Here is a 21,052-nt window from a genome sequence, read left to right on the forward strand (position 1 = left end):
TTCCAAGGAGCCGCCAGTCTCGCATTGGGGCCGGGACGAGCCATGGAAACAAAGGGCACCGGGCAAGCTGGTCTATATCTCATAATGTTGATTATGTAATTCTATTACCGCCCAATGGCCCGTGCGGTCAGCGCCAGTGCCATGACGCAGATGCCGGTGGAGATCAGATCGACCGCCAGAAGAACACCGAGCAGCGTTGCCGCCGCTTCGGGAAAGTTAGCGAAGATCATCACCGACAGCACCACCGACAAGAGGCCCGAGATCAGCACCGGCCAGAAGGCCCGGCTGCCGCGCAGCGCCGGCGCCATGGCCGTCTTCACGCTGCCGGCGGCCAGCATGTAGGCGGCGACGAGCCATGTCAGCGCGATCATCCCCTCGAAAGGCCGCGCCAGAAGCAGCACGCCCAGCACGATGGCGAAGAACGCAAGCAACCCCGAACCGAGGTGCAGCTCCACCCCGATGGCGCGGAAGACCGAATAGAGCTGGATGATCCCGCCCAGCAGCAGCATCGCCCCGGCAAGGTTCACGGCGGTGATCGTCGCGGCCAGCGGATTGGCGAGCGCGAGAAGCCCGCCGATCAGAAAAACCACCCCGACAACGATCCACCAGCGCCAATGCGTCATGCAAGTTTTCCTTCCAGCGTCGGTCCGGGCCCTGTGGGTCTGCCTCAGGGTCCGGGATGGGCCCGGCGGGTCAGCACAGCGGCAGCACCAGCACGGGAAACAGGCTCCAGACGGACGCGAAAAGCGCGGTCGTCGAGAGCGCGAGGCTCGCCCGCCGGATCGTCGGCGAGCGGGCGGTGAAGCGCGGGTGGCGCAACGCAAAGAGCATCGCTGCCTGCAGCCCGACCCCGGCGATCCAGACGGCAACCATCACCACCCGCCCCGTGATCGGCGTCTCGCCGAGCGCGCAGGTGGCACCGTGCAGCCCGTAAACCAGACTGAACAGCGCCAGCCAGAGCGTCAGCGGCACGGAAAGGCGCAGGATGTCGCTCATGGCATCATCCCCGGCAAAGCCGCAGCGGCAAGGCTCAGGAAGGCCGTGGCAATGGTGTAATCGACCCAGAGCTGGCAGACGCGCAACTCTCCGGGCCGGCCGGCAGAAAGGTGCCCGGCGGCCAGGCGCAGGGCGAGGAAGCCCAGCATCATCAGCGCGACGATGCCGTGCAGCACCACATAACCCATCAGCACCCAGACCGTCGCATCATAGGCATGGGCCTGCGGCTCCGGCAGCGCCACGAGCACCAGCGCCACCGCCACCAGGAGCGCGGCTGTCCCGGCAACCGCCAGTGCGAGCCCCACCACCGCCTGCCCCCGCAGCACGAGCCGCGTACCCAGAGGGACCGCCAGCCCGCAGAGCGCGAGCAGCAGCATCGCGGGCTCCGGCGCGAGCCAGGCGGGCGGCGGCCAGTTCGGCGCGACGGTCCAGAGGAAGGCATAGCCGAAGAGCAGAGAGCCGAAGAGCGTGGCATCGGCCAACAGCAGGAACAGCGTGCCCCACCAGCCGGGCGGATCGGCGATATCTCCCGCCGTCGGCAACGACAGCCCCTGCCCCACATCCACCTGTCCCGGCGAACGCCGCGCACCCAGGTCCCAGACCCAGCGCAACGCCAGCGCGCCGACACCGAGGGCGGCGATCGGCACCAGCCAATAGGCCTTGATCAGCAGCCCGAGGAAGAACAGCCCCGTCACCAGCGCCATGATCATCGGCAGGATGCTGTTGCCCGGCTGGATCACCAGATAGGATGGGCGGCCGCTGGAGATCTCCACCGTCAGCGTCTCGCGCAGCCCGTCGCGCGCAGTGCCGAGATAGCCTTCGCCTCGTGCCATGCGCAGCGGCAGCGAGGGATCGACATGCAGCGGATCGCGGCTGTCGATCGGCATCAGGCTGGCGAAGTTGTAGGCTGGCGCCGGGGTCGGCATCGCCCATTCCAGCGTTCCCGCCTGCCACGGGTTGCGCCTGCCGCGGATCGCCACCGTGGCGTTCACCGCGATGTCGATGATGACCAGCGCGAAGCCCATCGCCATGACGAAGGCGCCGATCGAGGAGATCAGGTTGATCGCCTCCCAGCCCTGCCCCGCGTCATAGGTCTCGGTCCGCCGCCTTTGGCCCATCAGCCCGACCCAGTGCACGGCGAGGAAGGTGACGTGGAAGCCGAGCGTGATAAGCCAGAAGGCCGTCTCGCCCAGCCGGAAAAACCGTTTCCGCCCCGAGACATGCGGCAGCCAGTAGTAAAGTGCCGCCAGCATCGGGAAGACGAAGCCGCCGACGAGGACGTAATGCAGATGGGCCACGATGAAGTGGGTGTCATGCACCTGCCAGTCGAAGGGCACCACCGCAACCATGACCCCGGTCAGCCCGCCGATCACGAAGGTGGCGAAGAAGGCGAGAATCCAGCGCAGCGGCAGGTGCAACTCGGGCCGGCCCTTGGTCAGCGTGCCGATCCAGGCAAAGATCTGCACCGCCGTCGGCACCGCGACCAGCGTCGAGGCCGCCGAGAAGAAGGCGAGGCTCAGATGCGGGATGCCCGTGGTGAACATGTGATGCACCCAGAGCCCGAAGCTCAGCACCCCGAGCGAGGCGGCGGCGGCGACGATCCAGCCGTAACCCATCAGCGAGGTGCGGGCCATCACCGGCAGGATGGTGGAGATCACGCCCGCGGCGGGCAGGAAGATGATGTAGACCTCCGGATGGCCGAAGAGCCAGAACAGGTGCTGCCAGAGCAGGCTGTCGCCCCCCTCCGCCACTTGGAAGAACGGCAGGCCGAAGGCGCGCTCCAGCTCCAGCAGGATCGAGCCGAGGATCAGCGGCGGAAAGCCGGTGAGGATCATCATCGCGGTGATCAGCGCATACCAGGCGTAGATCGGCATCTTCGCCAGCGACATGCCCGGCGCCCGGTAGCGCAGCACGGTGACGACGATCTCGACCGCCGCCGAGATCGCCGAGATCTCGACGAAGGTAATGCCGATCAGCCAGAAATCCGGGTTGATCCCGGGCGAGCCGATGGTGGAGGACAGCGGCGGATACATGAACCAGCCGCTGTCGGGCGCCAGCCCCGCGACCAGCGAGAAAATCAGCATCGAGCCGCCGAAGAGATAGCACCAGAAGCCGTAGGCGCTGAGCCGCGGATAGGCGAGGTCGCGGTTGCCCAGCAGCTTGGGCAAGAGGTAGATCGTCAGCCCCTCGAACATCGGGATGGCGAAGAGGAACATCATGATGGTGCCATGCATCGTGAAGACCTGATTGTAGACCTCCGCGCCCATGAACTCCGACCGGGGTGAGGCGAGCTGCGCCCGGATCAGCATGGCCAGCACACCCGCCACGAGGAAGTGGAAGGCCGAGACGGCCATGAACATCAGCCCGATGTCGCTGTGGTTCACCGTGGTGAACCAGCCGCGCCAGCCGGGCTCGGAAGCCCAGATCCTCGTAAGGGCGCGGTGGCGGCGCAGAGCGGTCATTCGGTGCCTTTCAGGAATGCGTCCCATCCGGCGGCATCGAGCGCACGGACGGTGAAACGGTGTTCGCGGTAGCCCACGCCGCTGAATTCGGCGCTGACCCCGGCATAGTCGCCCGGCTCCCAGGCCTCGATCCTGAGCACGTTCACATGGCCGGGCACCGCGTCGAGCTTGCCCGCCAGCCTTGGCACCCAGAAGCCGTGGATCACGTCGAGGCTGGTGATCTCCACATCCACGGGCCGACCGGCGGGGATGTGCAGGAGGCCAGTCGTCTGATGCCCCGGACGGTCGGCATAGCCGAAGCGCCACTCCCACTGCCGCGCCTCGGCGCTGACCGTCACCCGGTCGGGATGATCGCGCGGCATCAGCCGCTCGCCGACCATCAACCCGTAGACCAGAAGTGCTCCCAGAACCGTCAGCGGGAAGCCAAGGCCCAGCCCGGCGAGCCAGAGCCCCTCGCCCGCCTTGCGCCCGGGCTTGCGGAAAGCCAGCGTCAGGAGCACCATGACGAAGGCAAAGATCGCCACTGCCCCGGCCAGCATCACCCACCAGAGCGTCGCGATCTCCTGCGCCGCCGGCCCGGCGGGATGCAGGGTGGACAGAGTTTTTTCGCAACCGCTGAGCGCGACAGGCGTTAGCGTGGCAGCCGCAACACGGAGAGCCCGATGCCCGAGCCGCAGATCCAGACCGACGAAGACACCCTGATCGACCCGATCAGCAGCAGCCCCGCCTTCGAAGAGACCGAGTCGAGGATCGGCATCTGGGGTCATCCGGCCCATGCGATGACCGTGGCCTTCCCGGTGGCGCTGACCTTCTGCACCTTGGGCGCCGACGTGCTCTACTGGCTGACAGGCGATGTCTTCTGGGCACGCGCGGCGGTCTGGGCCGCGGGCACGGCGTTTCTCTTCGGTCTCGCTGCCGGGCTGACCGGCACGGCAGAGTTGCTGATGGTGCCCGGCATCCGCGCCCGCGCCGCGGCCTGGACGCATTTCGTCATCGCCGTGCTGCTGCTCGCCGTGCTCGGCAGCAACTGGGGTTACCGCCTGAGCGGCTTCGAATCCGCAGTTCTGCCTTACGGCATCCTGATCTCGGGCTTCGCGGTGCTGGTGGTTTCGGTCACTGGCTGGCATGGCGGGAAACTCGTCTTCGACTATCGGCTGGGCACGTCGAAGGGCAACTGAATGCCCCTCGGCGTGGTCAGCCAGTCCGGCATCGCGATCTCCTGCAGTTCCGGCTTGGCAAGAACCAGCGTCAGGATCGCGGTGATGGGGATCAACAGGATCAGCAAGGGCAACAGCGGCGAGGGCGGCATGTGCGTGCCCTCGGTCTCGGCCACCTCGACCAGCGTGTTGCCGACCCAGGCGTGAAAGGCGACGAGCCCGGCAACCCCCACCAGCTTGGCAAAAAGCCAGAGGTGGAAGATCTCGCGTGCGAAGATCAGCGCCGCGCCCGAGGCGATGGCAAGCACCGCGGCGGGGGTGACGATGAAGGTGTAGCTGTAATGCGTGGCGCGGCGGATGCGCGAGTAATCCGCCTGCCCCACCGCCGGATCGTGCCGTCCGAGCATCAGCGGCAGCGCGAAGAGCCCGCCGCACCAGACCAGCAGCATGACGATGTGCAGCGCCTTCAGATGCGGGATGACCGCCTCATACCACATGGGCAGAACCGATCTGCCGCCAGGCGCGCCGCGCCAGCCACCCGCCCCAGAGCGCGAAGGGCAGCCCCGCCGGCACCCACATGATGAGCCCGCCAAGCTGCTGATCGGCAAGCGCCGTGAAGCCCCAGGCCAGCGGCGCCGTGGCATGAATCGCGTAGAGCGCATCCGGCGCGAAGGTCAGAAGCGCGCCCAGCAGCGCCATCTGCACATAGGCTGCAAGCAGCGCCAGCAGATTGCCGCCCCCCGCCTGCGACGGGCTGAACACCGCCTGCCAGAAGACAAATGCCGAGCCGAGCAGCGTGGCCTGCATCAGCCAGTAGACCGCATAATTCGACAGCGCCGCATCATAGGCTGCCGGCAGGTGCCAGATCCAGAGCAGCGCGGTGAAGAGGGTGAAGGGCAAGGCCACGCCGTCCCGCGCCCTCGGCAGGGCCAGCGCCAGCAGCGGCGCCGCGACGGCCAGCAGCAGCACGTGATGCACCACCCGCGCCGAGAAGAGCGCGGCGGACAGCGCGCAGAGCGGCGAGACGAAGGCGACAACCAGAACCGCGATGCCTGCAAGCCCCGCCGTCGAGCGGCGCAGCGCGTAGGCCGCCAAGGCCAGTGCCGCCAGCAGCATGGGGTCGCCGTTCCACTGCGACCAGATCCCGTCCGGAAGGGGTGCAGGGCCGCAATAGACTCCGGCCAACGCCTCGATCATGCGCAGGCCCAGACGCCGGATGGCGCGATCAGGGGGCCGCTGCGGGTCACGATGCTCCTCCTCCGGTGTCAGCTTCTGGGTGCAAACCCGCGAGGCGGCGGTCCGGTTCCGCTTTTCGTGATCTCTGTCGGCGCCTTGGGCAGCGGCAGTATGCGGCATGCCCTTTGGCCGCGCCCTGTGGCAGGCCGGGAGCGCCAGCAACACAAAGGACAAGACCATGACTCCCGAAGATATCCGTCAGGCCCGCGCTGCAGATCACCGCGCCCGCGCCCGCGATTTCGCCGAGGGTCACGGCATCGCCGAGGCCGCTCTGGTCGCGGCCTTCGCCGGGCCGCAGGTGGTGCGGATCGCCGCCGATCCCGACCGGCTGCTGCCCTTGGCTGCCGCCTTGGGCGAGGCGCTGGCGCTGACCCGCAATAGCTCGGCGGTGCAGGAGCGGCAGGGCCGCTACGAGGGCTATGAGCGCGGCGTGCATCCGATCTTGCGCGGGCCGGAGATCGAGCTTTGCCTGCGCCCCGCCCATTGGGTGCATGGCTTCGCCGTCACCGAACCGACGGCCAAGGCGACCAAGCGCTCGCTGCAGATCTTCGACGCGGCGGGCGACGCGGTGCACAAGATCCACCTGACGGAGGAGAGCGACGTCGCGGCCTTCGCGCGGCTGGTCGAAAGCCTGCGTCTGGCCGACCAGTCCGACCACCTGCCCCTCGCGCCCCGCGCGCCGGAGCCTGCGGTGGTCCCCCGCCTGAAGCTGCGGCGGCTGTCCCCCGAGGCGGTGACCCATCTGCTGGAGCGTTCGGCGGCGCGCGGCATCGGGCTCAGGCTCGCCGTCGGCAATCCGGGCTGCACCCAGATCTATAGCGGGCCGGTGCACAGCATCGTGCCGACGGGGCACTGGATCAACGTGATGGACCCGCGCTTCAACCTGCATCTGCGCACCGACCATCTGGAGCAGGTCTGGCTCACCGGGCAGAGCGCCGCGCCCACGCTGCAGGCGCTGGATGGGTCGGGGCGGCTGATCCTGCAGATCGACGCCCGACCGGCCAGCCTCGCCCTCTGGCAGGAGATGGTCGGGACGCTGGATTGCGCCCAAGGAATGCCTTCCCAAAAGTAATATAATATGATTTTCTTTCCAGGCTGCTGTGGAGGGCAGCGTCAGGGAGGAACATCAATGCTTACCAAGACACTGATCGCGGGCAGCACCGCGCTCACGCTGACCGCGGGTCTCGCGGCGGCGCAGACCGTCGGATTCTCGCAGATCGGATCGGAATCGGGCTGGCGCGCCGCCGAGACCACCGTGACCCGCCAACAGGCCGAAGAACGCGGCATCGATCTGAAATTCTCGGATGCCCAGCAGAAGCAGGAGAACCAGATCGCGGCGCTGCGGTCCTTCATCGCGCAGGGCGTCGACGCCATCCTGGTGGCGCCCGTGGTGGCGACCGGCTGGGATGCGGTGCTGGAAGAGGCCAAGGAGGCCGAGATCCCGGTGGTGCTGCTCGACCGGATGGTGGACAGCGACAAGGAGCTCTACCTGACCGCCGTCGGCTCCGACCTCGTGGAAGAGGGCCGCGTTGCCGGCAAATGGCTGGTGGACGAGGTGGCCGGCGCCGAGTGCCGCGTCGTCGAATTGCAGGGCACCACAGGCTCCTCCCCCGCCATCGACCGCAAGAAGGGCTTCGAGGAGGGCATCGCCGGGGCCGACAACATCGAGATCGTCCGCAGTCAGACCGGCGATTTCACCCGCGCGCGCGGCAAGGAGGTGATGGAGAGCTTCCTGCAGGCCGAGAACGGCGGCAAGGACATCTGCGCGCTCTACGCCCATAACGACGACATGGCGGTGGGCGCGATCCAGGCGATCAAGGAGGCCGGGCTGAAGCCGGGGACCGACATCAAGGTGGTCTCGATCGACGCCGTGCCGGACATCTTCCTTGCCATGGCGGCGGGCGAGGCCAATGCCACGGTGGAGCTGACGCCGAACATGGCCGGCCCCGCCTTCGACGCGCTGGCGGCCTACTGGAAGGACGGCACCATGCCCGAGAAGTTCATCCAGACCGAGTCCAAGCTCTACACCCAGGCCGACGATCCGCAGGCGGTCTACGAGCAGCGCAAGGATCTGGGCTACTGATCGCCGGGGGGCGGGCAACCCGCCCCTCTGTCCCCCGCCCTCAGCACAACGCCGGGCCGGTGCGCCGGTCCGGCGGCTCTCTTCCCCATCGAAAGCGCTGCCTGTGGATGCTTCTCCGATCCTGTCGGCCCGGGGCCTGAACAAGGGCTTTCCGGGCACCAAGGCCCTGACCGACATCGATTTCGACCTGCGCCCCGGCGAGGTCCATGCCCTTCTGGGCGAGAATGGCGCCGGCAAGTCGACGCTGGTTAAATGCCTGACCGGCGCCATGCGGCGCGACTCCGGCACGATCCTGCTTCACGGCCAGCCGATCTCGCCCGCCAGTACGCTGGAAGCGCAGGCGCTGGGGATCGGCACCGTCTATCAGGAGGTGAACCTTCTGGCGAACCTGACGGTGGCCGAGAACCTGACGCTCGGCCGCCAGCCGCGCCGCTTCGGCCTGATCGACCGCCGCGCCATGAAGGCCGAGGCCGAGGCCATGCTGGCGGGCTACGGCCTTGAGATCAACGTGAACCGCGATCTGGGCAGCTATTCGGTGGCGGTGCAGCAGATCGTCGCCATCGCCCGCGCGGTGGCGCTGTCGGGCAAGGTGCTGATCCTCGACGAGCCGACAGCCAGCCTCGACGCGCGCGAGGTGGAGCTTCTGTTCGGCGTGGTCGAGCGGCTGCGCGCCAAGGGGCTGGGGATCATCTTCATCTCGCATTTCCTCGATCAGGTCTTCCGCATTTCCGACCGGCTGACGGTGCTGCGCAACGGGAGGCTCATCGCCACGACCGAAGCGGCCGAGGTCGACCGTCACCGGCTGATTGCCATGATGCTGGGCCGAGATCTGGCGGCGCAGGAGGCGGCCCATGCCCCCGCGCAGCTGAACGACGCGCCCGGCATGTTGAGTTTTCGCGGCTGCGGGCGGCGTGGCGCGGTGGAGCCCTTCGATCTGGAGGTGCGGCAGGGCGAGGTCATCGGCATGGCCGGGCTGCTCGGTTCCGGCCGCACCGAGAGCGCCGAGCTGCTCTTCGGCCTTTCGCCCCGCGATACCGGCGAGGCGCGGGACGGCGACCGGCCGCTGAGCCTCGCCAGCCCGCGCGAGGCCATCGCGGCGGGCTTCGGCTTTGCCCCCGAGGATCGCAAGACCGATGGCATCATCGCCGATCTGAGCGTGCGCGAGAACATCGTGCTGGCGCTGCAGGCCCGCCGCGGCTGGGCGAAACCGATCCCCCGTGCCGAACAGACCCGGCTGGCGACCGACTACATCCGCCAGCTCGACATCCGCACCCCCGGCCCGGAAAAGCCGGTGGGCCTTCTGTCGGGCGGCAACCAGCAGAAGGTGATCCTCGCCCGCTGGCTGGCGATGAACCCGCGCTTCCTGATCCTCGACGAGCCGACGCGCGGCATCGATGTCGGCGCCCATGCCGAGATCCTGCGGCTGATCCGCCGGCTGGTGGCCGAGGGCATGTCGCTTCTGGTGATCTCCTCGGAGCTGGAGGAGCTCGTCGCGGTCTCGGACCGGGTGATCGTGCTGCGCGACCGCCGGCATGTGGCGGAGCTGGCGGGCGGCGGGCTGACGGCGGACCGCATCGTCGACGCCATTGCCGCGGGGGATGCGGCATGAAACGCCTCGCCCCGCAACTCCTGACGCTTGCCGCGGTGATCGTGCTGATCTCGCTGGTCTTCCCCGGCTTCCTGTCGGTCGAGTTCAGCAACGGCAGGCTGGTCGGCGCGCCCATCGACATCCTGAAGCGCGGCGCGCCGGTCGCCCTCCTCGCCATCGGCATGACGCTGGTGATCGCCACGCGCGGCATCGACCTCTCGGTCGGCGCGGTCATGGCGATCTGCGGCGCGGTCGCGGCCTGGGCCATCGTCGGCGGTCACGGCCTTGGCGCGGCGCTGGGGCTGGCGCTCGGTGCAGGCATGCTCTGCGGCATCTGGAACGGGCTTCTGGTGGCGGCCTTCGGCATCCAGCCCATCGTCGCAACGCTGATCCTGATGGTCGCCGGGCGCGGCGTGGCACAGCTGGTCACACAGGGCACGATCCTGACCTTCTCGCACGAGGGTCTCGCCTTCCTCGGCTCGGGCAGTCTGCTGGGCGTGCCGGTGCCGGCGCTGATCTGGATCGCCGCCGGAGCCGTCACCGGGCTGGTCGTACGCCAGACCGCGCTCGGCCTGCTGATCGAGGCGGTCGGGGTGAACCCGCGCGCGAGCACCCTCGCGGGGCTGAACACCCGCGTCCTGCTGGTGGCGGTCTACCTGATCGCCGGGCTCTTCGCAGCCATCGCCGGGCTTATCGTCACCGCCGACATCCGCGGCGCCGATGCCAACAACACCGGGCTTTGGCTGGAGCTCGACGCGATCCTCGCCGTGGTGATCGGCGGCAACTCGCTGCTCGGGGGGCGCTTCTCGATCCTCGGCTCACTCCTTGGCGCCATGATCATCCAATCGATAAATACCGGCATTCTTCTCGCGGGTTACCCGTCGGAGTTCAACCTCGTTATCAAGGCGGGGCTGGTCGTCGTCATCCTCATGCTGCAGTCGCCGCGGCTGGCGCAGGCCTTCGCCCTGCCGCGCCGCGCGCCGCTGGCAAGACCGAAGGAGGCTGGCGAATGAACCCGCGCCTGCTGCCGCTTCTCGCCACCACGGCGATCTTCCTTCTGGCCTATGCGATCTGCATCCTGCAGTTTCCTTCGATGCTTTCGACAAGAGTCGTCGGCAACCTGCTGACCGATAACGCCTATCTCGGAATCGCGGCCATCGGCATGACGGTGGTGATCCTCTCGGGCGGGATCGACCTGTCGGTCGGCTCGGTGATCGCCTTCGCCGGAGTGTTCATCGCGGTGATGCTGCGCGACACCGCGCTGCCGCCGCTTCTGGTGCTGGCGCTGCTTCTGGCTCTGACCACCTGCTTCGGCGCGGCGATGGGCGGGCTGATCCACCTCCTCGCCATGCCGCCCTTCATCGTCACGCTGGCGGGCATGTTCCTCGCCCGCGGCCTCGCCTATGTGCTGAGCATCGACTCCGTGCCGATCGACGATCCGTTCTTCAAATCGCTGCAGGGCGCCTATTGGCTGATGCCCGGCAAGGGCCGCCTGCACCTGATCGCTGGCATCATGCTGGCCTCGGTCCTCGTCGGCGCCCTCGTCGCGCATCGCACCCGCTTCGGCGCCAATGTCATGGCGCTCGGCGGCGGCGAGGCGACGGCCCGGCTGATGGGCGTGCCCATCGCCCGGACCACCGTGCTGATCTACGCCTTCTCCGGCTTCATGGCCGGACTCGCCGGGATTGTCTTCGCCATCTACACCTCGGCGGGTTATCCCCTCGCCACCGTGGGAGTGGAGCTGAACGCCATCGCCGCCGTGGTGATCGGCGGCACGCTCTTGAGCGGTGGCAGCGGCTACGTCGTGGGCACGCTGATCGGCGTCTTGACCATGGGGTTGATCCAGACCTACATCGTCTTCGACGGCTCGCTCTCGAGCTGGTGGACCAAGATCGTGATCGGTGGCCTGTTGTTCCTGTTCATCCTGCTGCAGAAAGCCCTGCTGAGACTGGGTCCGCGATGACCCGCCTGCTGGAAAAAGGCTTCGGTGGCCGCAGGGCGGGCAACAACCATGCGCAGGTGGTGCAGGCCTTGGGCCGCGCCATCGTCGAGGGCCGCTTCCTGCCCGGCACGCTGCTGCCCGGGGATGACGAGCTGGAGCTGACCTATGGCGTGTCGCGCACCGTCCTGCGCGAGGCGATGAAGACGCTGGCGGCCAAGGGGCTGCTGATCGCCCGCGCCCGGATCGGCACCAAGGTCACGCCGCGCCGCAACTGGAACCTCTTCGACGCCGATGTTCTGACATGGCATCTCGACAGTGGGATCGGCAGCGGTTTCCTGCACCAGTTGTTCGAAATGCGCCTGTCGATCGAGCCCCATGCCGCGCGTCTGGCCGCAGCCCATGCGGGGGCAGAGGATGTCACCCGCCTCGAAACCCATGTCGAGGCGATGCGCAACGCCCCCGACGACCGCGCCTTCGCCCTTGCGGATCTGGCATTTCATTCAGCAGTTCTTGAGGCTTCCGGCAATGTCTTCATGTATTCCGTCGGTGCGGTGATCGAAGCGGCCCTGCTTTCGTCCTTCCGGCTCAGTTCGCCTGCCGCCGATCCCGGGGTTCAGGCCGAGGTGGCCGACGCCCATGGCCGCATCGTCGAGGCCATCGCCGCGCGCGACGCCGATGCCGCCGCCGCGGCGATGGGGGCGGTGATCGGCTTCGGCCGCAGCCGGCTGTCGCAGGTGCTCACGGCGCAGGAGTGATCCTCACGCCGCCTCGTCGCGCGCCAGTCGCGGCTCCGCAAGCCGTGCGGACACCGCCCGCGCCAATGCGGGAACATGGCGGTCCTGAAAGAACTCGCCATGCGCGCCCGGCACGATGTCGACGCTGTAGCCGCCGCTGTAGCGCTCCTGCAGCAGCGGCGTCGGATCGCCGTCGATGAAGGGGTTGAGCTTGCTGATCTTGCCATAGATCAGCGCCACCCTGCCGGAATGCGGCGCAAAGATCGTCTCCTCCATCTGGATCAAGAGCGCCACTTCGCGCCCACGCCGGGCCAGATGCGCCGCGATCCGATGCGCGATCCGCCCGCCCTGACAGTTGCCGCCCAGCCGGAACGCCCCCTGCGGCTGCAGCGCCAGCATCTCCTGCACATAGCGCGCGGCGATGGCATCAAGACTCACGTCGTCATAGTCCATGATCAGATGGCCCGAGCGCATGCCGATCAGCGGCTGCTCCGGCCCCAGGTGGGCGGCAAGCTGCTGGAACTCCACCGCTCCCTGGAAACACCAGAACAGCGGCGGCTTGGGCCCGCCAGCGTTGCGGGTGAAGAGCAGCCCGCCCGGCGACACCCGTTCGCCGCTCCATGTCGCGAGATAGGGCCGCTGCCGGTCGATGATCGCCCCACCCCTGGCACGCTGCCCGTCGGGCCGCTCGGCGCTGCTCAGCCGCACGGCAAGACCCGCAACGGTCTGGGTCTCGTAAAGCAAGCGGATGTCGCCGCCGAGCCCTGCTTCCTGCAGGGCCGCCACGAGGAGCAGCGCCTTCAGCGACTCGCCCCCCAGATCGGCAAAGAAGTTGTCGTGCACCCCAACCCCCTCGCGCCGCAGCACGCCTTGCCAGATCGCGACCAGCTGCCGCTCCAGAGGGCTGCGCGGCGCGACATGCTCGGGTGCATTGGGCAGCGCCATGCCGGAAAGCCGGCTCAGTGCCTTCCGGTCGGTCTTGCCCGCCGAAGTGAGCGGCAGCGCCGCCAGTTCCACGAAGCGCCCCGGGATCATGTGCACCGGCAGCTCCGTGCGCAGTGCCTCGCGCAGCGCCGCAGCATCGAGCACCGCGCCGGCCGCAGGCACCAGATGCGCGATCAGCATCGTGCCGCCCTCGTCCCGTGCCACCAGCGCCTGAGCCACCGTCGGGTGCCGCATCAGCGCGGCCTCCACCTCGCCCGGCTCGATCCGCGCGCCGCGGATCTTGATCTGGTGATCTTCGCGCCCGAGGTATTCGATCAGCCCGTCGGGCCGGAACCGCGCCAGATCGCCGGTGCGATAGAGCCGGTCGCAGCCGAGTTCGGGGAAGGGATTGGCGATGAACCTCTCCGCCGTGGCCGCAGGATTGCCGAGATAGCCCAGCCCCACCGCAGCACCGCCGATGCAAAGCTCGCCCACCGTCCCCACCGGCGCAAGCCGCCCCTCGGCGTCGAGGATCACCGCGCGCACGTTGGGCAAGGGCCGCCCGATCGGGATCGGCTCGACAAAGGGCAGCGGCAGCTTGTGGAACAGCACGCCGATCGAGGTCTCGGTCGGCCCGTAGGTGTTGCAGATCCCGACATGCGGCAGAATTCGCTGGAAGCCGCGCGTGTCGGCGGCATTCATCGCTTCGCCGCCCAGAAGCACCCAGCGCAACCCCGAACAGGCCGGCCGCGACTCCTGATGGGTGGCAAGATGGGCGACGAGCGGCTGGAAGATCGGGGGGATGAAATCGGTGAAGGTGATTGCCTCGGCCTGCATCAGCGCGACGATGCGGGCCGGCGAAGTCACCTGCACCCTGGGCATGATCACCACGCGCCCGCCACCGATGAGCGGCCAGAAATACTGCCAGACATGGGTATCGGCCATGGCCGAGGCCGTCGCGAGGATGCGGTCCTCGATGGGCGAGCCGAAGGCCTCCGTCATCGCCAGCAGCCGGTTGGCAACGCCGCGATGCGCGTTCAGCGCCCCCTTCGGCTCGCCGGTCGAGCCGGAGGTGAAGATGCAATAGACCGCATCGTCGAGTGCGGAGGCCACGCGCGGGTTTTCCGCCCCATCCTCTCGGACCGCCACGCGCAGCGAGAGCCGGTCGGGCCCGGCCAGTGCCGCTTCCTCCGCCCCGGCCACCAGCACCAGCCGGGCGTCAAGCCGGGTCAGGATGCGCTCGACCCGGGCCTGCGGCCAATGCGGGTCGAGCGGCGCAAAGGCCGCCCCGGCCTTCATCACCGCCAGCTCCGCGATCAGCATCTCGACGGACGACTCCATCAGGAGCGGCACCACCCTGCCCGGCCCGATGCCCTCCGCGATCAGCCGATGCGCCAGCGCATTGGCCGCGCCGTTCACCTGCCGATAGCTGAGTGCCCCCTCCGGCCCCACCAGTGCCACCCGATGCGGCGTCCGCGCTGCCTGCGCCTCGACCAGCTCGTGCAGTGGCCGCAGATCGAAGCTGCGGTCGTTTTGGTTCCACGCGCCCAGAATGCAATCCCGATCTTCCGGCGGCAGCCGGTCGAGCGCCCCCACCGCCGTCTCTGGCCGTTCGAGCGCGTGGGCCAGCAGCACCACATAGCGCCGGACAAGGCGCGCTATCGCGGCAGGACGGAATTTTGCCGACCTGTAAACGAGTTGCAGCACGAAGCTCCCATCCTCGTCGAGGAAATGACCTGCGAGATCGTGATCGGTGCAGGGCAGGAAGACCCGCGCGTCCCGGACCTCCAGCGCGCCGCAGCTTTGGCTGCGGCCACCGGGCTGGCGGCTGAACGAGACCGGCAGCGCCTCCAGCATCTGCCTCCCCGCGGCCGCGGCATCCTGATGCGCGAGGCGGCTCGGAAAACCCTGATGCGCCACGCCTTTCGCGATCTGCGCGGCCACCTGCCCAACCAGGGCGCGAAAGTCCGTCTCGGGCGTGAGCTCGGCCTGCACGATCCCGCTGCTGGCGAAGAGCCCGACAACTCCAGGCCAGTCCCCGCGACGACGCCCGGCGTAGGTGGTGGCGATCGGCAGCTGTTCGCGCCGCGTCTCCAGATGCAAAAGCGCGATCCAGGCGGCGAAGGCGATGCGGAACGGGCTGGTCTGCCACTCCTCCGCCCTCTGTCGCAGCCGGTCGGACAGAACGTCGGGCAATGCCAGCCGATGCAGGGCCGCCCCCCGCTCCTCCTCACCGCTCTCGCCTTCGAGCTGCACCTCCCAGGCCGACGGCAGCGCCGCGCCGATCCGCCGCCAATGCTCGCGCGCCGCGTCCCAACCCTCGGGCTCCGCCGGGCCGTGCTGCCAGCGGCAGTGATCGGCATATCCCTGCGCCGGATCCGGCAGGGCGTTCCCGCCGAGCGCCGCCAGCAGATCCTCGACGAAGACTGGCCAAGAGGTGCCGTCGATCACCAGTTGATGAAAGCCGCAGAGCAGGACATGCGTCTCGGCATCCTCACCCACGAGGTGAAAGCGGCAAAGCGGCCCTGCCTCCAGATCGTAGGGCGCCATCCCGAAGCGGGTGGCGAAGCTTTCCAGCGGCTCGGCCAGCGCCTCGGCCCGCAGCTTGACCGATTGCGGCGCGGCGATGCGCAGCGCCAGCCGCTCGCCCGTCCACTCCGGCACCGTACGCAGGCTCTCCTGCCGCCGCACCACCGCCGTCAGCGCAGCCGACAGCCGCGCCACATCGAGCGGGCCACGCAGGGTCAAGCTCCACAACAGGTTGTGGGCCGCGGCATCGGGCAGAATGCGCCCCGCAAGCCAGAGTGCCGTCTGTGCGTGGGAGGCCGTCACGGGTGAGGTCATGGAAGGGCTTTCGGTCCGGGGCAAGGGCGGCCGCCGGATGCCCGCCTGCGGATCAGACGTCGGCACCTCGCCAAGGGCAGGCGACCGGGTGGCAAGACACCATCCGCCTTCCTGGTTGTCAACGAGGGCACCCTGCCGCAGCCCCCGCTCTCGGCGAGGAAGCGCGCGATCCGAGAGCGCGCCGCGCAGGTCTTTGCCCCGTTTCCCGTTGAGGGAGAGCAAGGCGCAAGCCACTCGCGTAAAAGAAGAACTCCCGTCGCGTAAGCATTGCTAACCTTGCACGCCCTGCACACGCCTTACCACTGCAACGCGGCGAAACTCGCGCCCAGCGTCACCTGATCGTAGTCGAAGAATTCCGCCGTCGAGGTGTTGTGGACAAAGCCCATCTCCACCCGCAGCCCGGACCGGAGATCGGTGGCGAGGCTCACGCCAAGGGCACGGTCCTCGCGCGTCTCGCCCAGGAAACTCCCTCCCTCGGCTTCCTGCCGCCAGAACTCGAGGCTCCAGCGCCGGTCTGCCGCCAGCCAGTGCAGCTCGCCCGACAGCCGCAGCCGCTGCGCCGTCTCGTCCGGGATCGCGCTGGAAAGAGTCAGCGCGGCGGTGGTGGCGAAGCGGTCCCAGACCGAGCCGAGGCTGAGGGTCAGCGTCTCCTGCGCCCCCGCGTTCATCTCCACCCGCCCGAGACCCGCCGCCAGTTCGTGATAGCCTTCGCCCGTCGCGAAGAGCGTCGAGAGCGTCGCCTCGGTCTGGCGCACATTGCTGCGGTCGAGGTCGCGCTCGAAGACCGAGCCGGTCTGGCAAAGGTCGAGAAAGGTCCAGCCGACCACGTGGTTGCGGGCGCAGAGCCGCGCCTGCGCGCTGCTGCGACCGATCTCGTGCTCGGGCGACCAGGCGGATTCGGCGCTTACCGCGGCTTCGACGAAACGTCCCTCGGCCCAGGCGAAGCGGGCGAGCCCGCCGCCTGCGAGCCCGACGACCACGCCGGATTTCGCGGTGATCGACGGATCGGCGGTGAAGACAAAGCCGCCCGAGGTGAAGCTGTCGCGCGGGGTGCCGCCGTTGATGTTGCCGTCATGGCCCAGCACCGGCTCGGCCCAGGCCTGCGCCGCGATCAGCGGGTCGCTGCCCGGCGTGTAGTAGAACCCCTGCCGCACCATGTCCTGCTTCAGCCCGGCCACACTGTCGGGCAGCGCCGCACCGCTCTCCAGCAGCTTTCCGAAGGCAAAGAGCCGCAGCCGCTCCGACGGGGCGATCTGGCTGATCTGCGCGCGGGCGAGGGCGTCGGCAAAGGATGCCGTGGCCGCGCAGAGCGAGACGGCCGCGGCCAACGCTGCAGCGTCAGGGAAGCGCATTCGGATCGGCCCCGAAGAACACGCCATCCGCCCGCAGCTTGCGGCCCGTCTTCTTGTCGGCGCCGGAAATGGTGTAGAGCCCCGAGGTCGTCAGCCTGTGCTTGCTGTTGGCATAGGTCGGGCTGCCGCCGAGATTGCCGCGCAGCGAGCCGCCCGCCTTCAGGATGTCGGGGCTGCTGTTGTCCCAGACCTTCAGCTTCACGTTGCCGCCATAGGCCCCGGTGCTGATGTTGAAGGGCAGGCCATTGGCCTTCATCTCGGTGCGCAGCTTGGACGACCCCGCCACCGTGGTGCGCAGGTCGAGATCCACTCTCCCCCTGTCGAAGTCGATCACCATGTCTACAAGCCCGCGCTCGTCCGATCCAGCCTGCACCGCGCCTCCGTCGAGCGAGGCCCAGACGTAGTTCTCGCCGCGGAAGTAGAACTTACCGGTCGCGCCTTTTCTGGTGTTCAACGGCTTCTGGTCGGTGGTCATGCGCAGGATGCGCGAGACCTGCTGCTTGCCGTTGACGGTGTCCACCTCGCCGATCACCTCGATGAACATGTGCTTGCTGAACACCTTCTCCTGCTTGGCGATCAGGCTGCGATAGCCGGCGGGCGAGGCCGGGTTGGCGTCGTCGAACTGGGCGAGGATCTTGTCATCCGCGGCGCCGGTGGACTTGTCGAGCCGGACACGGTTGTAGCCGTTGTGCTGGGTGACATAGGTCTCGAAGGCGGGCGTCACGACCTTCCTGCCACCTTTGCCGCTGGTCACCCCGGCGTCGGCCCGGCTGCTCACGCTGTCGGCGCCCGACCCGCCGCCCCCGCCGCCGCAGGCCGCCAGAGCCAGCGCCAGAACCAGCGGCAGCGCGCGGATCACGGGGCGGAATGCGGCGGGCGAGGCGGTCATCGCGGGTATCCTTCGGAAGATCTGGGTTCCCCCGCGAGTAGCAGCGCCCCCGCCTTTCTCAAAGCGGCAATGCGACCTGCCGGTCAGAAGCCTGCGGCCTGTGTGCTGCAGGCCGCAAGTGCCGTCACCCCGCGGGGCCCAGCAGGACCTCGATCGCCTGCATCTCGCTGCGACCGCTGGCGGCAATGGCCTCGGCCAGCGGCGTCGCGGGATCGGCCAGCGGGATGCCCGCCGTGGCGAGCCGCGCCGTGAGCTCCTGGGAGGTGGTGCCGAGCAACGGTGCCAGTTCGCCCGCCGTGTTGCCGAGCAGCCGATGCGAGAAGGCGAAGGGCGGCGGCCCCCCGGCAGGGCCCCGGCCCGCCGGGATCAGGAACAGCGCCCCCAGTGCGAGGGAGGCCGCCAGCGCGATGCCCATCGGCGCGTGCTTCATGTAGCCCAGAAGCGGACGCCAGTTCTTCCAGACATGAAGCACGAACGGCAGGATCAGGAGCAGGCTGAGCCATTCGTGCATCCCGTGAAAGCCGCTCGGGCCGATGTGGAAGAACAGGGCGAGGCCCGAGACGGTGGAGACGAGAAACAGGCCGGTGATGAAGGGCGTGGCATAGCGGTTGAGGAGGGGCGACATGGCAGGGCTCCGGAAAAGCGCCGGTGCGGGGAGTGCTCCGGCTGTCCCGACTGCAACGCGACAGGCTCTGGCTTCCGTCGGAGGCGGCGGAGGCCCATTCTGACTGTCAACAATTAAGGAAAGTCCAGATACCCCAACCACTTACCGGAACAGCCGAAGGCGCCGCATGAAGAACAAGCCGCCCCCGCCGCTGCCCTGCGACGGACCGCCGCAGCAGCCCGTCCGCTCTCCCGATGCCGGAAAAACCCAGTGTCACAAGGCTTTCAACCCTCCCGGCCTTGCAAAACCGGCCCCGGCGCAGCACAAGACCGGGGTCATCAATCCGGGAGAAGACCATGCCAGCCTATCGTTCGCGCACCACCACCCACGGCCGAAACATGGCCGGTGCCCGCGGGCTCTGGCGCGCGACCGGGATGAAGGACAGCGATTTCGGCAAGCCGATCATAGCCGTGGTGAACTCCTTCACCCAGTTCGTCCCGGGGCACGTGCACCTGAAGGACATGGGTCAGCTCGTTGCCCGCGAGATCGAGCAGGCGGGCGGCGTCGCCAAGGAGTTCAACACCATCGCCGTCGATGACGGCATCGCCATGGGCCATGACGGCATGCTCTACTCGCTGCCCTCGCGCGAGATCATCGCCGACAGCGTCGAATACATGGTAAACGCCCATTGCGCCGACGCGATGGTCTGCATCTCCAACTGCGACAAGATCACCCCCGGCATGCTGATGGCGGCGATGCGGCTGAATATCCCCTGCGTCTTCGTCTCGGGCGGGCCGATGGAGGCGGGCAAGGTCGTGCTGAAGGGCAAGGAAGTCGCGCTCGATCTGGTCGACGCCATGGTCGCCGCCGCTGACGACTCGATCAGCGACGAGGATGTGAAGACCATCGAACGCTCCGCCTGCCCGACCTGCGGCTCCTGCTCGGGCATGTTCACCGCCAATTCGATGAACTGCCTGACCGAGGCCCTTGGCCTGTCGCTGCCCGGCAACGGCTCGACGCTGGCGACGCACGCCGACCGCAAGCGGCTCTTCGTCGAGGCAGGACATCTGATCGTCGATCTCTGCCGCCGCCACTACGAACAGGACGACGCCAGCGTGCTGCCGCGCGCCATCGCCAATTTCGCCGCTTTCGAGAACGCCATGTCGCTCGACATCGCCATGGGCGGCTCGACCAACACCGTGCTGCACCTCCTGGCCGCGGCGGAGGAAGGCGGCGTGCCCTTCACCATGGAGGACATCGACCGCCTGTCGCGCCGCGTGCCCTGCCTCTGCAAGGTCGCGCCCTCCAAATCCGACGTGCATATGGAAGACGTGCACCGCGCCGGCGGCATCATGGGCATCCTGGGCGAGCTCGACCGGGCCGGCCTTCTGACCACCGATCTGCCGATGGTCCATTCCGCCTCGCTGGCCGAGGCGCTGGCCCGCTGGGACGTGAAGCGCACCGACAGCCCGATGGTGCATGATTTCTTCCGCGCCGCCCCCGGCGGCGTGCCGACGCAGGTCGCCTTCAGCCAGTCGCGCCGCTATGACAGCGTCGACACCGACCGCAGCGGCGGCGTGATCCGCGACGCCGAACATGCCTTCTCCAAGGATGGCGGTCTGGCGGTGCTGTCGGGCAACGTGGCGCTGGAAGGCGCCATTGTGAAGACGGCGGGCGTCGATCCGTCGATCCTCGTCTTCGCCGGACCGGCGCGGGTGTTCGAGAGCCAGGATGCGGCGGTGGCGGCGATCCTCGGCAACGGCATCAAGGCGGGCGACGTGGTGGTGATCCGCTACGAGGGGCCGCGCGGCGGGCCGGGGATGCAGGAGATGCTCTACCCGACCAGCTACCTGAAGTCGAAAGGGCTGGGCAAGGCATGCGCGCTCCTGACCGACGGGCGCTTCTCGGGCGGCACGGCGGGGCTGTCCATCGGCCATGTCTCGCCCGAGGCCGCCGAGGGCGGGCTGATCGCGCTGATCGAGGAAGGCGACCGGATCGAGATCGACATCCCGACGCGCAAGCTGCATCTCGCGGTGGCCGACGACGTGCTCGAGGCGCGCCGGGCGGCGATGCTGGCCAAGGGCGACAAGGCCTGGAAGCCCGCGACGCGCAAGCGCAAGGTCTCCACCGCGCTGCGCGCCTATGCGGCGATGACCACCAACGCCGCGCGCGGCGCCGTCCGCGACCTGTCGCGGATCGAGCGGCTGATCGACTGAGCCAGCCACAGGAGACGACGGCCCG

The 21,052-nt window shown here is 68.4% G+C and carries 18 protein-coding genes; 8 read left to right on the forward strand and 10 right to left on the reverse strand.

Annotated features, from left to right (window positions below; genetic code table 11):
- Positions 1-104: 104 nt before the first annotated feature.
- The 4 genes from AC3A5Z_RS13165 to AC3A5Z_RS13180 all read right to left on the reverse strand — a co-directional run bounded on the left by AC3A5Z_RS13165 (position 105) and on the right by AC3A5Z_RS13180 (position 3,997).
- A complete protein-coding gene (locus AC3A5Z_RS13165) occupies positions 105-623 on the reverse strand; it encodes an HdeD family acid-resistance protein (RefSeq protein WP_487519802.1) in 519 nt (172 codons plus the stop codon).
- A 70-nt stretch (positions 624-693) separates the two neighbouring features.
- Positions 694-996: a hypothetical protein gene (locus AC3A5Z_RS13170; protein ID WP_487519803.1), complete on the reverse strand. Its 303-nt coding sequence runs from the start codon at positions 994-996 to the stop codon at positions 694-696.
- Positions 993-3,458 carry a cytochrome c oxidase subunit I gene (gene ctaD, locus AC3A5Z_RS13175; RefSeq protein ID WP_487519804.1) on the reverse strand — a complete coding sequence of 822 codons (2,466 nt, stop codon included), beginning with the start codon at positions 3,456-3,458 and terminating at the stop codon, positions 993-995. The genes AC3A5Z_RS13170 and ctaD overlap by 4 nt, the downstream gene beginning before the upstream one ends.
- Complete coding sequence (locus AC3A5Z_RS13180) at positions 3,455-3,997, reverse strand: cytochrome c oxidase subunit II (protein ID WP_487519805.1); 543 nt, start codon at positions 3,995-3,997, stop codon at positions 3,455-3,457. The genes ctaD and AC3A5Z_RS13180 overlap by 4 nt, the downstream gene beginning before the upstream one ends.
- Positions 3,998-4,120: 123 nt before the next feature.
- Here AC3A5Z_RS13180 and AC3A5Z_RS13185 point away from each other — a divergent pair, with 123 nt between their 5' ends.
- Entirely contained in the window at positions 4,121-4,636 is a 516-nt protein-coding gene (locus AC3A5Z_RS13185; RefSeq protein WP_487519806.1) for a DUF2231 domain-containing protein, read from the forward strand.
- Here the strand turns inward: AC3A5Z_RS13185 and AC3A5Z_RS13190 are convergent.
- Both AC3A5Z_RS13190 and AC3A5Z_RS13195 read right to left on the reverse strand, forming a co-directional pair.
- Entirely contained in the window at positions 4,606-5,112 is a 507-nt protein-coding gene (locus AC3A5Z_RS13190; RefSeq protein WP_487519807.1) for a CopD family protein, read from the reverse strand. The two genes, AC3A5Z_RS13185 and AC3A5Z_RS13190, sit on opposite strands and share 31 nt — an antisense overlap.
- Positions 5,102-5,971 (reverse strand): cytochrome c oxidase assembly protein, encoded by an 870-nt coding sequence (locus AC3A5Z_RS13195; protein WP_487519808.1) that lies wholly within the window; start codon positions 5,969-5,971, stop codon positions 5,102-5,104. The genes AC3A5Z_RS13190 and AC3A5Z_RS13195 overlap by 11 nt, the downstream gene beginning before the upstream one ends.
- Before the next feature lie 58 nt (positions 5,972-6,029).
- On the opposite strand from AC3A5Z_RS13195, the gene AC3A5Z_RS13200 reads away from it, so the two are divergent.
- From AC3A5Z_RS13200 to AC3A5Z_RS13225, 6 genes are all read left to right on the forward strand, one after another.
- On the forward strand, positions 6,030-6,923 hold the full coding sequence (locus AC3A5Z_RS13200) for a ChuX/HutX family heme-like substrate-binding protein (RefSeq protein WP_487519809.1): 894 nt from the start codon (positions 6,030-6,032) through the stop codon (positions 6,921-6,923).
- 57 nt (positions 6,924-6,980) lie between these two features.
- Positions 6,981-7,934, forward strand: a complete 954-nt coding sequence (gene ytfQ / locus AC3A5Z_RS13205) for a galactofuranose ABC transporter, galactofuranose-binding protein YtfQ (protein WP_136791653.1) — start codon at positions 6,981-6,983, stop codon at positions 7,932-7,934.
- 103 nt (positions 7,935-8,037) lie between these two features.
- A complete protein-coding gene (locus AC3A5Z_RS13210; protein ID WP_487519810.1) occupies positions 8,038-9,543 on the forward strand; it encodes a sugar ABC transporter ATP-binding protein in 1,506 nt (501 codons plus the stop codon).
- Positions 9,540-10,535: an ABC transporter permease gene (locus AC3A5Z_RS13215; protein WP_487519811.1), complete on the forward strand. Its 996-nt coding sequence runs from the start codon at positions 9,540-9,542 to the stop codon at positions 10,533-10,535. The genes AC3A5Z_RS13210 and AC3A5Z_RS13215 overlap by 4 nt, the downstream gene beginning before the upstream one ends.
- Positions 10,532-11,485: a galactofuranose ABC transporter, permease protein YjfF gene (yjfF, locus tag AC3A5Z_RS13220; protein WP_487519812.1), complete on the forward strand. Its 954-nt coding sequence runs from the start codon at positions 10,532-10,534 to the stop codon at positions 11,483-11,485. Before AC3A5Z_RS13215 ends, yjfF begins: the two co-directional genes overlap by 4 nt.
- On the forward strand, positions 11,482-12,219 hold the full coding sequence (locus AC3A5Z_RS13225; protein ID WP_487519813.1) for a FadR/GntR family transcriptional regulator: 738 nt from the start codon (positions 11,482-11,484) through the stop codon (positions 12,217-12,219). The genes yjfF and AC3A5Z_RS13225 overlap by 4 nt, the downstream gene beginning before the upstream one ends.
- Before the next feature lie 3 nt (positions 12,220-12,222).
- On the opposite strand, the gene AC3A5Z_RS13230 is transcribed toward AC3A5Z_RS13225, so the two are convergent.
- The 4 genes from AC3A5Z_RS13230 to AC3A5Z_RS13245 form a co-directional block, all read right to left on the reverse strand.
- Positions 12,223-15,966, reverse strand: coding sequence for a non-ribosomal peptide synthetase (locus tag AC3A5Z_RS13230; RefSeq protein WP_487519814.1), 3,744 nt, complete (start codon positions 15,964-15,966; stop codon positions 12,223-12,225).
- A 296-nt stretch (positions 15,967-16,262) separates the two neighbouring features.
- The gene (locus AC3A5Z_RS13235) at positions 16,263-17,318 is read right to left on the reverse strand and encodes a hypothetical protein (RefSeq protein ID WP_487519815.1); all 1,056 of its coding nucleotides are present in this window, start codon (positions 17,316-17,318) and stop codon (positions 16,263-16,265) included.
- Positions 17,305-18,207 carry a viral aspartic protease gene (locus tag AC3A5Z_RS13240; protein ID WP_487519816.1) on the reverse strand — a complete coding sequence of 301 codons (903 nt, stop codon included), beginning with the start codon at positions 18,205-18,207 and terminating at the stop codon, positions 17,305-17,307. Before AC3A5Z_RS13240 ends, AC3A5Z_RS13235 begins: the two co-directional genes overlap by 14 nt.
- A 124-nt stretch (positions 18,208-18,331) precedes the next feature.
- Positions 18,332-18,832: a DUF4405 domain-containing protein gene (locus tag AC3A5Z_RS13245; protein WP_487519817.1), complete on the reverse strand. Its 501-nt coding sequence runs from the start codon at positions 18,830-18,832 to the stop codon at positions 18,332-18,334.
- A 335-nt stretch (positions 18,833-19,167) separates the two neighbouring features.
- Between AC3A5Z_RS13245 and ilvD the strand changes: the two genes are divergently transcribed.
- Positions 19,168-21,027: a dihydroxy-acid dehydratase gene (ilvD, locus tag AC3A5Z_RS13250; protein WP_136791645.1), complete on the forward strand. Its 1,860-nt coding sequence runs from the start codon at positions 19,168-19,170 to the stop codon at positions 21,025-21,027.
- Positions 21,028-21,052 lie beyond the last annotated feature (25 nt).

The sequence above is a fragment of the Cereibacter sp. Soil_C_27 genome (assembly GCF_057657095.1).

Bases quoted from the DNA above. Each gene is read 5' to 3' on its own strand.
- AC3A5Z_RS13185 (WP_487519806.1), top strand. From the start codon at position 4,121: ATGCCCGAGCCGCAGATCCAGACCGACGAAGACACCCTGATCGACCCG.
- AC3A5Z_RS13230 (WP_487519814.1), bottom strand. From the start codon at position 15,966: ATGACCTCACCCGTGACGGCCTCCCACGCACAGACGGCACTCTGGCTT.
- ilvD (WP_136791645.1), top strand. From the start codon at position 19,168: ATGCCAGCCTATCGTTCGCGCACCACCACCCACGGCCGAAACATGGCC.
- AC3A5Z_RS13240 (WP_487519816.1), bottom strand. From the start codon at position 18,207: ATGACCGCCTCGCCCGCCGCATTCCGCCCCGTGATCCGCGCGCTGCCG.
- AC3A5Z_RS13165 (WP_487519802.1), bottom strand. From the start codon at position 623: ATGACGCATTGGCGCTGGTGGATCGTTGTCGGGGTGGTTTTTCTGATC.
- AC3A5Z_RS13245 (WP_487519817.1), bottom strand. From the start codon at position 18,832: ATGTCGCCCCTCCTCAACCGCTATGCCACGCCCTTCATCACCGGCCTG.
- AC3A5Z_RS13190 (WP_487519807.1), bottom strand. From the start codon at position 5,112: ATGTGGTATGAGGCGGTCATCCCGCATCTGAAGGCGCTGCACATCGTC.
- AC3A5Z_RS13200 (WP_487519809.1), top strand. From the start codon at position 6,030: ATGACTCCCGAAGATATCCGTCAGGCCCGCGCTGCAGATCACCGCGCC.
- AC3A5Z_RS13225 (WP_487519813.1), top strand. From the start codon at position 11,482: ATGACCCGCCTGCTGGAAAAAGGCTTCGGTGGCCGCAGGGCGGGCAAC.
- AC3A5Z_RS13215 (WP_487519811.1), top strand. From the start codon at position 9,540: ATGAAACGCCTCGCCCCGCAACTCCTGACGCTTGCCGCGGTGATCGTG.
- AC3A5Z_RS13180 (WP_487519805.1), bottom strand. From the start codon at position 3,997: ATGCTGGCCGGGGCAGTGGCGATCTTTGCCTTCGTCATGGTGCTCCTG.
- yjfF (WP_487519812.1), top strand. From the start codon at position 10,532: ATGAACCCGCGCCTGCTGCCGCTTCTCGCCACCACGGCGATCTTCCTT.
- AC3A5Z_RS13235 (WP_487519815.1), bottom strand. From the start codon at position 17,318: ATGCGCTTCCCTGACGCTGCAGCGTTGGCCGCGGCCGTCTCGCTCTGC.
- AC3A5Z_RS13195 (WP_487519808.1), bottom strand. From the start codon at position 5,971: ATGCCGCATACTGCCGCTGCCCAAGGCGCCGACAGAGATCACGAAAAG.
- ctaD (WP_487519804.1), bottom strand. From the start codon at position 3,458: ATGACCGCTCTGCGCCGCCACCGCGCCCTTACGAGGATCTGGGCTTCC.
- ytfQ (WP_136791653.1), top strand. From the start codon at position 6,981: ATGCTTACCAAGACACTGATCGCGGGCAGCACCGCGCTCACGCTGACC.
- AC3A5Z_RS13170 (WP_487519803.1), bottom strand. From the start codon at position 996: ATGAGCGACATCCTGCGCCTTTCCGTGCCGCTGACGCTCTGGCTGGCG.